Genomic DNA, 12,800 nt, shown 5'->3' with positions numbered 1-12,800 from the left:
AAAATATGAACAATCATATTATAATAGGGTTTTCGTCACAAATTTATAATAATCTAATCATAAATTTGTGACTAAACAGATTAGAAACAATACGAATAAACGACAGGTCATATCAACAATTAACGTAATAAAACCTGATATATTCATAAGCTTAGCAATTTTATTGATTTAACTTAATTCGCTTTATTCCAATCGATACATTGTTGTAAAGTGATACCAGAACCACCAAATATATCCAGTGCACTCCCTATCGTTAAATCAACTTTACCATTGGATAAGCGGTCGACTAAAGCCAAGTCGTCAATACTGCGCGCGCCACCAGCATAGGTCACCGGTATGCTGGTATGCTGGCCTAATAAACTAACCAGTTCTTGATCAATACCATTTTGTAGTCCTTCGACATCCGCAGCATGAATCAAAAATTCGGCGCAATGCTCTGAAAGTTGCTGCAATGTTTCAGCATTAATCACAGTACTTGTGACAGTTTGCCAACGATTCGTCGCTATATTCCAACCCTCTGTGGTTTTCCTACAACTCAAATCCAAAATTAAATGCGCTTTACCGATCAGTGCTTTTAACTGCGCTAATTTATCCCAGCTAAACTCGTCGCCATCAAATAAATATGATGTAACAATCACATGAGATGCACCAGCTTCTATATACTTAGCTGCATTGGTTAAATTAACCCCACCACCAAACTGCAAGGCTTGTGGCCATGCCCTTAACGCTTTAACAACTTCCGCTTCATTATTGGGGCCTAACGCAATGACATGGCCACCACGCAGATCGTGTTGACGATAAATATTGGCATAATAAGCAGCATCATATTGGCTAATAAAATTAGTAGCAGCGCCTTGATCATTCAAGCTACCACCAACAATTTGTTTTACTTTACCCTGGTGTAAATCAATACAAGGACGAAACTGAGTCAAAACAACACTCCTCTGTTAAAGACTAAACGATCAATTCCTGATCATAGACTGCATTACGTATAAACATGTGGTTTAACAGTATATACGTAATGCGATCCTTTTCAGCATTTAAAATGGTTAATCGTTATGACACATTAAATGTTAAATTAGAGTTGGGTTCCAACCTAAAACATTTACGTTATATGCTACCCTGTTGTTGGTAATGCGTAAGTATTAGTAACCGTGACACATCGTATTTATTTTTCATAATAATAGTATTAAATATCATAAAAAATGACATTTATCATATCGGAGCTAGGTTTGAAAAAAATTAAGTTATCGCTGACAAATTATACTGCAATGGCATTCTCAATATTTCTATTTATTACCATCAGCATATTAATTTCAATCAGTTATAATCGAATGTCAGAAATGGCACATGACGCAGTGTCACAACAGTTTCAACGTTATGTAGACGACATTTACACGTCAGTGAGTGATAAATACAAACCTATCACGCAACTTTTTGGTTACCTTAGTACCAGCTCTGATTGGGACAATGAACAAGCCTCAGATGTCAGTTTAATCAAAGCAATGGACCTTACTCGCTACCTCGCGAAAGATACATTAACCAACTCGATTTATATGGGTTTTCCGAATGGTGATCTACTCGGCGCACATAAGCTAAGTTCTAAAACTCAACAGTACTATTATGACGCACCGGAACACGCTAAGTTTGTCATCGAAACACTGACATACAAACAAGCTAATTCAAATGAACTGACCCGAGTTTACCTCAGTAAAAGCTTTGACGTCATTGATACAACTGTAACTAAAAATGATTCGTTAAATGTCTTTGAACGCGATTGGTACAAAGTTGGTATGCAGAGTTCTAATTTAGTGCCAACACCTGTCTATAAAGATTTAAGAACCAATGAAGACTCATTAACGCTGGTACAAAAACACAAATTTTCTGATGTTGTCATTGCCACCGACCTTAATATTAGAACCATAGTAGATAGCCTTAAAGCCTCCGATTTGAGTCATGATGCGATACGCGTGTATTGGGTGACAAAGGCCAGTTCGTTGTTTATCACGACAACGATAGCCGTTTCTCTAATGTCGACGATATATCAGTTGATACAGCGATGGGAAACCTGCTACAAAAAGACAATTTTAAGACCATTATCCGTGATAATCTCAATAAAAATAATCTTTTCACTTTTAATTTCCAAGACAAACAATGGCTCGCACAAACTCACAACATGAGCTTTATGCAAAATAACAACGCACGCCTTCTCATTGCTGTACCAGAAGAGAGTATCTTAGGCCCAACAAAGAAAATGCTCAGTGAAACCATGCTAATCTTAGTTTCAGTCGGGGTTATATTCATTCCATTAAGTTGGTTATTTGCACGCGTATTAACACGACCATTACGTACCCTCTCAGAACAAATTAAACAAGTTACCGCGTTAGACGTTTCAGAAACCGAAACAGAGCTATCTCATATTGAAGAAATAGCAGAACTACAGCAATCGACGGCGAAAATGCGGAAAACACTGGATGACTTTTTACGCTTACTCACCATCCTCTCTAACGAACAAGATATTCATAGCTTATTAGAAAAAACCTGTGATAAAGCCAGTCTGATGCTTAAAGCCGACAGTGCGTTTGTATATTTAAAATCCGAAGAAGATGACAGCATTTTAGAACCCTTTATTTTACATACTCAAAATGACAGCATAAAGGCGGATATTACCCAGTGCCCTAGTCTCTCGACACAATGGCCGTATGAAAAATTAAGAAATAATGTCAATGTTAAAGATATTCAATTTAACCTTATCCATCCAATGCTAAAAACAGCGTTAGTGAAAGCAGGCATTCACCCTGAAAATAGTAATGTTTATACGTTAACAATTCCCTTGGTCGATCGCAGCGGTCACATTCTAGGTCTACTTGGTTTTAGTTATGACGAATGCCTTGCTGACGAAGATCTCACGCATGTCATGGGCGTGGCAAAAGCACTATCGGACTTTGTCTCGCTCTCTTTTGAAGGCCAAGATTTAATTGCCAAACAAAAAGAGCTGCTCAACTCGTTTATCAGTTTGATTGCTGGTGCGATTGATACAAAATCGCCCTACACTGGCGCTCACTGTCAACGCGTCCCCGAACTTGCTAGTATGCTCGCTGATGCGGCGTGTAAATCAACACAAACACAATTCCGTAAATTCAGTCTAGATTCAGAGGGCTGGGAACAACTTAACATCGCAGCTTGGTTACATGACTGTGGCAAGGTGACCACACCCGAATATGTGATTGATAAAGCGACTAAATTAGAAACAATTTATAACCGTATAAATGAAATTAGAATGCGATTTGAAGTGCTTATCCGAGATGCTCAAATCCAAGCCCTCACGGCAATTTCACAGGGCGAATGTGCGAAGCAAACCAACAGTATATTGGCCGATAACATACAGCAAATCGAAGCTGACTTTGCATTTATCGCTCAGTGTAACCTCGGCGAAAATTTTATTGATGATGATACGATTGCTAGAATAGAGTCTATCTCTCAGCAGACTTGGTTACGTTTCCTAGATGATGAACTCGGGCTTTCACCTGCTGAACTTGCACAAAAGAACAGACCAAATCCCATTACCCTACCGATAATGGAACCCGTGTTATCAGATCGTACCGAGCACATGATCCCACACATTGATAACTCATTAGAATTAGAAGCGCATTTACGCTTTAACATGAAACGCCCGCTGCACCGTAATGACCTGGGTGAATTACATAATCTGATGATCCAACGAGGTACGATCAATGCTGAAGAACGCTATATCATTAACCACCATGTGATTCAAACAATTACCATGTTGGAACAACTGCCATTACCGCCACATCTAAGCCGTGTCCCCGAGATTGCAGGTGGTCATCACGAACAATTAAATGGTCGAGGTTACCCACGAGGCCATCAAGAAGAAGAAATATCGCTTGAAGCACGTATATTAGCGATTGCGGATGTATTTGAAGCGCTGACTGCGAGTGATAGGCCTTATAAAACAGCGAAGTCGTTAAGCCAAAGTATTAAAATATTAAGCTTCATGAGTAAAGACCGACATATAGATAGCGATCTATTTAAACTGTTTTTAAGTTCGGGGATTTATCTTGAATATGCACATAAATACCTAAAACCAGCGCAAATTGATGAAGTCGATATCGCGGCGTACTTATAGCCGTCACGATCTCGTCAGCTCTAAATTTCAAATTCTAGCTTATGGCTTATGAGATGGCTTATGGGTAGTCGGTTATGAGTTTAGGTTGTGAATTGTGAATTGTGAATTGTGAATTGTGAATTGTGAATTGTGAATTGTGAATTGTGAATTGCAGCAGTTTTCTATACACCAGAAACTAAAATGCCATCTATAAATAGATGGCATCAAATTCTGAATTCTTAGAAATTAGTAACCGAAATGTCTTGGGTAAGTGAATTTTGTGTTATATAAATCACCGAAAACAGGTGTTGCAGGTACTGAATTTTTCATAGAGGTCACCTTCTAAATCATTAATCAAAAATTGAACCACGTGGCTCAGTTGATCTCGGTTCCTTGGAGGCGGTTTAACGGACTCATCCTTTGAGCATTTTTCTATCTTCTTGTTCAGAAGATGTGACCAATGTAACATAAAAAACTTATTACGCAAGCTTTCATTTGAAACCCATCACATAATCAAGTAAATAAACTAGACAGAATTTCACGCATAAATGTGATCATCCTTCACTCTAATCCATTTCAGCCTACATATTGCGGCGATATTTACCACCAACTAAGTACAATACATCAGTCAATTGAGATAGGCTGGCAAATGGTGCTGCATCCATGAGCACTGTGAAACTATTGCTTTCAGTATCATGATTAGCTAATAGCGCCACCTTCATCGCTGCCAATGACAACTCACCTTGCTGTTTATTTTGCTGCTTGAATCGTAGCACAGCATCAATTTGTTGCTGCTTCTTACTCTCGCTGCAGCGTACCAACTGTTTATCACTCAGTGGCATCGCATCATGCGCTTGGACATCGCGAGACATGCAATTAATCCCCACCATATCAAGCTTTCCGCTACCTTTTAATTTCTCGTAATACATACTTTGTTGCTGGATCTGCGTGCGTTGATAACCGGTTTCAATTGCACCGAGTACCCCACCACGACGGGCTAAACGATTAAACTCGCCATATACGGCTTCTTCGACAAGGTTGGTTAATAGTTCGATAACATAACTGCCCTGCAGCGGATTTTGATTCTTATTCAGTCCAAACTCACGATTAATAATGGATTGAATAGAAAGAGCCCGATAAACCGAGTTTTCCGTTGGGGTCGTAATCGTTTCATCATACGCATTGGTATGCAGACTATTACAGTTATCACAAAGTGCGTAAATGGCTTGTAGACTGGTTCTAATATCATTTAAATCAATTTCTTGTGATTGTAAACTGCGGCCAGATGTTTGAATGTGATACTTCAATTTTTGGCTACGATCATTGGCGCTATATACTGACTTCAATGTTCGCGCCCATATCCGCCGTGCAACGCGCCCTATCACTGCATACTCTGGATCCATACCATTACTAAAGAAGAAGCTTAATCGTGGCGCAACCTCGTCAATGTCCAATCCTTGCGCTAAATAATATTCTAATAACGTAAAACCGTTGGCGAGTGTAAAGGCCAGCTGAGTAACGGGGTTAGCCCCTGCCTCACCAATGTGATAACCACTTACTGAAACAGGGTAAAATTTCGCAATCGCGTTGGCGCTAAAGTAACCTTGCATATCGGCCATTAGCTTAAGCGCAAAGTCTAACGAGAAAATACACTCGTTCTGCGCAATCTCTTCTTTTAAAATGTCAGCTTGCAGCGTGCCTCTAACCTTATTGTAAGTCGCCGTTTTCAACGCTGTGTATTCAGCCTCTAACCCCAGTAGCTTGGTCATTAACACCTGACCCGATATGCCGAGTAACTTAAGCCCTAAACCATCATGACCCTGAGGTAAGTCTCCACGATAAACCGACCGCTGTTTAGTACTCGTGTTCTTACTACTATTATTGCCACTAGTACTGCCACTACTGATGCAAGATGATAAATACGCTTTAATGAGTTTGTTGGCTTTAGGCCATAACTTGGTTTGGGTTAAATACAACTCAACTTGTTGGTCAATAGCTGTATGTAAAAACCACGCCATGAGTATTGGTGCTGGGCCGTTAATCGTCATCGATACCGACGAACCGGAATCACACAGGTCAATGCCAGAATACAATACTTTCATATCATCCAATGTGGCAATTGAGACACCCGACATACCAATACAGGCGAATACATCAGGGTTTATTTCTGGATCATGTCCATACAAGGTATTCGGATCAAATGCCGTTGATAAACGAATCGACTTTTGGCCTTTAATTAAATAATGAAAGCGCTTATTGGTATCTTCCGGTAAGCCTTCTCCGGCAAACATCCGCGTAGGGTCTTCATCATTGTGTCTTGTCGGAAAAACACCCGCAGTATAAGGGAACTGCCCAGGTCTATTTTCATTCAGTAAAAAAGCCGTAATGTTATCCCAATGGGCTTCGTTTGGTTTCGCCACATGGGGGACCACGGTGCCACTTAAACTAACAAAGTGGTCTTTGTGTTCACCATACGATTGCTGGCAATCGATGGTATCAACCCCTTCTTCAATGCGTTTTAACGCGAGATCTTCATCGTCTCTAAACCAAGCTAATAAAGCATGACGAAGTGGCACTGAAATCTTAGTTAAAAGCTTGTTATAACGTGTTCTTAACGGCGGTAATAACACTTTTAACGCGGCATCTGTGACTAAAAAACTATGTTCATCAGATTCATTTTCTATATTTGCTTGGGGGTAACGCGCGAGTTTAACGGGTAAAAACGGATCACCGAGATCTGCTAACATTTGATAGCAGTTATGCAGTTCGCGTACTTGTTCTATTTGCTGTAAATGACTATCGGATAGCGCGGCATAATGGTTACAAATAGCGGTTAAATAATCTGGGTTTTGTAATTTTAATTGACTCACGGTGAGCGTCCAATCATAACGTGGGTATGTCGTTAATGTTTGTTGGTAAGATTTTTTGACGTCAGCCTGAGCGGTAAAAGGTAACTTAGTCATTAAAAATGCAATAAAACGACCAAAGCCATGATCATTATAATGGCTTGCTACCATCGGAAAAACGGGCAGTTCATTGCCAGCAATCACCTTTTCTTGCTGGTTAAAACGCCATTGCTGCTGCACATCATTAAAGGCATCTTCACTGCCTTGTTGGTCGGCTTTATTCAGCACCACAGCATCGGCATATTGTAACATCTCAATTTTTTCTAATTGGCTGCTGGCACCATAATCCTTGGTCATTAAGTAAAGACTAAAATCAACCATATCAACAATCGCGCTGTCACTTTGACCAATACCTGCGGTCTCCACGAATACCAAATCAAAGCCTTGGTTAATTAATATAGGCACACAGGTTTGTAACGATTGACTGACCGACACATTGGCTTGTCGTGTGGCAATCGAACGCATGAATAAACGATCGTGCGGCAAGGTATTAATGCGGATACGATCACCGAGTAATGCCCCCCCTGTTTTTTGAGCGCTGGGATCAACGGCTAAATAAGCGATCTTAATATCAGGATAAAGCGCTAATAACGCTGCTAGCAACTCATCACTAAAGGTACTTTTTCCCGCGCCGCCCGTCCCTGTGATCCCCATGACCATGGTTTTTTTGGCTGGTAAGCTTGATGATAATGTAGCTGACACACTCGCTAAGCGGTCTTGCTCAATAGCCGTGATTAATTGACCTAAATACAAATCAGTTGCAGGTTTAACGCCTACTTTTTTAACCTTGAATTTTGCTTTACCTTTAGGCTTTATCGTGACTAAACGGTTTAATAAGTCACTGATCATTTCGTCTAAACTTAACACATCGGCACTGGTATAAACCCGGGTCACGCCTTGCTCTTCTAGTCCTCTCGCTTCATCTGACGAGATAGTCGCACCGCCGCCCACAAATATTGCGGGCTGTGCACCGACATCGGCGAGGCTAGATAATAAGAAACCAAAATACGGATTATGCCCACCTTGGTAGGAACTCATGGCGATGGCATCAACATCTTCTTGCAGTGCCGTTGTCACCACATCGTGAACAGATCGGTTAATGCCTAAGTGTATGACTTCAACTCCTCGCGCTTGTAATAACCGCCGTACGATATTAATGGCAGCGTCGTGACCATCAAACAAACAGGTCGCAGTTAAGATGCGTAAGGGGAACTTGGTTGAAGTCGTTTTCATCACTCTTCACTCCATAATTTTGATAAGACTAGCGATCACAGGTTTTGGTTTAACTATCCAACGCTAGGTCGACCATTAACACGGCGAGGAATCTTGCAGCCTCACCACCCGTAATCGATCTATGGTCAAATGTTAACGATAGCGGTAATAAAGTATGTTCAACGATATCACCGCTATTATCACCGGATTTGTTACCGCCCGATTTAGCATAGCCCAATTGTTGAAATAAGCGCCCTGTTCCGAGTATTGCGACAGTCGGCGGCATCACAATCGGGTTGGCGTATTTACCGACCATGCTACCAAAATTAGATAAGGTGATGGTATTACCGCGTAAATCATCTGCGACTATTTTTCGTTGTGATACCAGCTCTTTCAGGGTATTAATTTTATCACGCATTTCATGTGGGCTGTAATTTTGGGCATCGCGGATAACCGGAACGAATAAGCCATCTTGCGTATCGACCGCTAAGCCTAAATGCATGGGTTTAATAATACGACGGCCAATGGCATGACTGTCATACCAAGCGTTTAACGTCGGTTCAGTTTCACAAGCCAGTGCCATCGCACGGATAATACGAACCGTAATATCACCTTGTGCAAACCAAGTCGTAATATCAGCATCATCATGCAGCGTAACAGGCACGACTTCAGCATGTGCTTGTGTCATGGCTTTTGCCATACTACGACGCACACCTTTGAGTGGCACTAACTCGCCGACGTCAGCAAATATTTTAACCACTCGTTCTACATCAGAAGCAGTCACAGTACTATGCGGGCCGGAAGGGGTAACAATCGCTAAGTCGATATGATATCGATGGGCTAATGCACGCACGGCCGGTGTTGCCTTCACGCCAATACTATTTCCCGATACCGATTGCGCAGTTTCTTTTAATTTACCTTCGGTTGTATGCAACTCTCCGACGACAGATGTTGATGCTTTTACGGGTGCTGATTTGGGTTTTTCTTCAACCTTACTCGCGAATACAGCGCCCTCTTCCAAGAACTCAACCAGTGGGTCTCCAGTATGAATAATATCACCGCTTTCGCCATACAATTTCACCACTGTCGCGTTTTCAGGACACGGGATCTCGACAATGGCTTTTGCCGTTTCCATCGACACCATTAACTGATCGGCAGTCACGACATCACCAGGTTTAATAAACCATTCAACAATTTCGGCTTCGGGTAAGCCTTCCCCTAAATCAGGTAATTTGAAAATATGCATCAGAACTCCATGACGTTGTTAACGGCGGTAATAATTTGTTCGACACTTGGCATATAATATTTTTCCATTTTAGCCAAAGGCATAATAGTGTCATAACCCGTCACGCGCATGACGGGTGCTAATAATGTCATTAGCCCTTCTTCAGCAATAATGGCGGCAATCTCTGAGGCTACGCCACCACTGCGCGCGGCTTCTGAGATAATCACACAACGACCGGTTTTCGCTATCGAGCTTAAAATGGTGGTTTTATCAATCGGTTTAATCGACGCTAGATCGATAACTTCTGCCGATATATTCCGTTCTGCTAGTTGATCCGCCGCTTGTAAGGTTTCATATAACATAGCCCCCCAACTAATCAGGGTCACGTCAGAGCCTTCTCGCAGGGTAAAGCACACATCTAACGGTAAAGCTTGGCCATTGTTGTCGACTGATTCGGTTTGTAAGCGATAAATACGTTTCGGTTCAAGGAAAACGACAGGATCAGGATCGCGAATTGCGGCAAGTAACAAACCATAAGCACGGCCAGGTGAAGACGGGATCACCACACGAATACCAGGAATGTGGGCAAAAATCGCCTCGGTACTTTCACTGTGGTGTTCAGGCGCATGAATACCACCACCATAGGGCGCACGCAATACCATGGGACAGGTTAAACGACCACGGGTACGATTACGCATCCGCCCTGCATGGCATAGAAACTGATCGAATGCAGCATAGATAAAACCCATAAATTGAATTTCGACCACGGGTTTCATGCCTTGCGCCGCTAAGCCAATGGCCATCCCGCTAATCAGCGATTCAGCTAACGGGGTATCAATGACGCGCTCCCGACCATACTCAGCTTGCAAGCCTTCTGTGGCGCGGAAAACACCACCGTTAGCGCCAACATCCTCACCCAATACGATAATATCTTGATCTTCAGCCATTGCATCAAACAAGGCGTTATTGACTGCATCAATCAGTGTCATGTCCTTCATTTTTCACCCTCCTGTAAGATCTTTTTTTGTACCTGCTCTAACTGGTCTAGATAATGATCGGGCAAGGTTTCATACAGATATTCAAACATGGTCGTTGGCGATGCGGGTGGAATAGCAAGATAACGTGCTACCGCAGCATCAATTTCATCACTACACTGTTTTTCTAGTTGTTCGACGCCCGCTTTATCAATAATCAATTCATGCAGTAGTAAATTTCGCAGTCGCGTCATGGGTTCTTTTTGCCAAGCTTCCCCTACGTTGTCATCGTCACGATAACGAGAAGCATCGTCGGCAGTGGTATGATCGGATAAACGATAAGAGATAGTTTCAATGAGATGCGGGCCTTGTCCCTGCCTTGCTCTGTCGATAGCCGCTTTAATTTTGATATAACAAGCGATAACGTCATTGCCATCTACTTGTTCACAACTAATACCACCAGCAATGGCTTTTTGCGCTAATGTTTCACAACTCGATTGTTCATCGCGCGGCAAAGAAATAGCCCATTGGTTATTATTGATAATGAATACCAGTGGTAACTGCCAGACCCCTGCCGCATTGACTGATTCATAAAAGTCACCTTTAGATGTCGCGCCATCGCCGCAAACAACGACCGCAACACGCGGCTCTTTACGTATCTTCATGGCATAGCTAATGCCGACTGCATGACAACACTGGCTGGCAATTGGGATCGTACAAGGCATATCTTCTCGTGGCCCTTGAAAGTCCATGCCGCGTTCGTCGCCACCCCAATACATTAAGATCTCTTCCGGTTTCACTCCACGAATAAGTACTGCTGCCGTTTCTCGGTAAGCTTGAATAAATACGTCTTCTTCGCGCATCGCTTTACCAATCGCGGCGCCGACCGCTTCTTGACCAAGACAAGAAGCATAAGTACCAAGACGACCAGTACGCTGGAGCGCAATCGCTTTACAATCAAACGTCCGGGTAAATAACATCCATCGATAAAACTCAACCAATAATTCGCTACTCACCCCCGCAACAGAGAGGTTCTTTAAGGATTCAAATAATCGCCCTTCCTCATTAAGATATTGGGTGTAACCAACGCGAAATATGTTTTCGGTTTTTTCAGTGTTGTGATTCATCATTCGCTCCAGCTAGTATCTTTTCAGCCAAACCATTAGCGATATTCACTGTCGAGCGATTTTGCTGCTCGGCTTGGGTAAATATAGCCAGTAAAGTGTCATACAAAGCGGCCAGTTTGTGCTGTACTACATCCGGTTTGTTAAGATAGGAGATCTGTAATACACCTCCTGAATTTATTACGTAATCAGGTGCATACAAAATACCTCTGGCTGCCAACGCATCGGTCATATCGGGTGTTTGTAATTGGTTGTTCGCAGAACCAGCAATAATTGACGTATTGAATTGAACGATAGAATGGGCATTAATCACTTGGCCTAAAGCACACGGTGAAAAGACATCACAATTGATGCCATAAATGTCATCACCCGCAACAACTTCCGCGCCAAATTCGTTAATAAGTCGTTGTGTGGCCAATGGATTTGGGTCGGCAACGGTTAACTTAGCACCGTCGTTGTGCAGTAGCTTCGCTAACGCATAACCCACATTACCCACCCCTTGAATCGCTATATGCAAACCGGAAAGTGACTCCTGCTGCAGCTTAAATTTCACTGCCGCTTTAATGCCGTAATAAACGCCTTTCGCGGTATGTGGAGAAGGATCTCCCGAAGCGAGTCCCGCGGTGGTGGTACACATCACATGGTTAGTTTGACTGGCAATTACATCCATATCTGCAATGCTGGTACCACTGTCCATCGCGGTAATATAGCGACCATTTAGGCTTTCAACAAAGCGTCCAAACGAGGCAAACAGCGCCCTGCGATCCGTTACATGTTTAGGTTTTAAGATAACGGCTTTACCACCACCAAAAGGTAGTCGATTAATGGCTGTTTTGTAGCTCATGCCAGCGGCTAAACAGCAGGCATCTTTAACAGCAGCCTGAGTCGAGGGGTAATCAATCATTCGACAGCCACCAATAGCAGGGCCTAACTTGGTACTGTGAATAGCGATAATGGCTTGTAATTGTGTTTCTGGATCACGCCAGAAGTGCACATCGCTGAATGGATATTGTTCAGCCATGTCAAATAGATCGGTCGATACTCCCGACTCTCTCGATTCAATGTAGCTTGCCATAAACGGTTCTCCAACCTTAGGTTGTGAATACCTTACAGACGCACAGTTCATTACACTTTAAGTCGTTGGGTATGCAGGAGGTTACTCTATGAATAACTATAGACACGATACGCAACAGTGCCCATTCGCAAACCCGTTATAGTGACTAACAACGCGGT

At 42.5% G+C, this 12,800-nt stretch carries 8 protein-coding genes; 2 read left to right on the top strand and 6 right to left on the bottom strand.

The features are described from left to right. Positions 1 to 173: 173 nt before the first annotated feature. Positions 174 to 932: a phosphoribosylformimino-5-aminoimidazole carboxamide ribotide isomerase gene (gene hisA, locus A923_RS0101160; RefSeq protein ID WP_017219802.1), complete on the bottom strand. Its 759-nt coding sequence runs from the start codon at positions 930 to 932 to the stop codon at positions 174 to 176. A gap of 300 nt (positions 933 to 1,232) precedes the next feature. On the opposite strand from hisA, the gene A923_RS23190 reads away from it, so the two are divergent. Together A923_RS23190 and A923_RS22460 are read left to right on the top strand one after the other, a co-directional pair. Next, on the top strand, positions 1,233 to 2,180 hold the full coding sequence (locus A923_RS23190) for a hypothetical protein (RefSeq protein WP_020372909.1): 948 nt from the start codon (positions 1,233 to 1,235) through the stop codon (positions 2,178 to 2,180). Positions 2,181 to 2,185: 5 nt separating this feature from the next. Then, positions 2,186 to 4,147 (top strand): HD domain-containing phosphohydrolase, encoded by a 1,962-nt coding sequence (locus A923_RS22460; RefSeq protein WP_237716150.1) that lies wholly within the window; start codon positions 2,186 to 2,188, stop codon positions 4,145 to 4,147. 560 nt (positions 4,148 to 4,707) lie between these two features. Here A923_RS22460 and A923_RS0101145 read toward each other — a convergent pair. From A923_RS0101145 to A923_RS0101125, 5 genes are read right to left on the bottom strand one after another with little or no spacing between them, the layout of a single operon-like run. After that, positions 4,708 to 8,265 (bottom strand): methylmalonyl-CoA mutase family protein, encoded by a 3,558-nt coding sequence (locus A923_RS0101145; protein ID WP_017219800.1) that lies wholly within the window; start codon positions 8,263 to 8,265, stop codon positions 4,708 to 4,710. 49 nt (positions 8,266 to 8,314) lie between these two features. Beyond that, positions 8,315 to 9,490: a dihydrolipoamide acetyltransferase family protein gene (locus A923_RS0101140; protein ID WP_017219799.1), complete on the bottom strand. Its 1,176-nt coding sequence runs from the start codon at positions 9,488 to 9,490 to the stop codon at positions 8,315 to 8,317. After that, a complete protein-coding gene (locus tag A923_RS0101135) occupies positions 9,490 to 10,467 on the bottom strand; it encodes an alpha-ketoacid dehydrogenase subunit beta (protein WP_017219798.1) in 978 nt (325 codons plus the stop codon). Before A923_RS0101135 ends, A923_RS0101140 begins: the two co-directional genes overlap by 1 nt. Further along, entirely contained in the window at positions 10,464 to 11,573 is a 1,110-nt protein-coding gene (gene pdhA / locus A923_RS0101130) for a pyruvate dehydrogenase (acetyl-transferring) E1 component subunit alpha (RefSeq protein ID WP_237716149.1), read from the bottom strand. The genes A923_RS0101135 and pdhA overlap by 4 nt, the downstream gene beginning before the upstream one ends. Further along, a complete protein-coding gene (locus A923_RS0101125) occupies positions 11,554 to 12,642 on the bottom strand; it encodes a Leu/Phe/Val dehydrogenase (protein ID WP_017219796.1) in 1,089 nt (362 codons plus the stop codon). The genes pdhA and A923_RS0101125 overlap by 20 nt, the downstream gene beginning before the upstream one ends. Positions 12,643 to 12,800: the final 158 nt, after the last annotated feature.

It is taken from the genome of Moritella dasanensis ArB 0140 (genome assembly GCF_000276805.1).
In the GTDB taxonomy this organism is placed as follows: domain Bacteria; phylum Pseudomonadota; class Gammaproteobacteria; order Enterobacterales; family Moritellaceae; genus Moritella; species Moritella dasanensis.
The sequence above is the reverse complement of the archived record's forward strand: the minus strand, read 5'-3'. Positions and strand labels throughout refer to the sequence as shown.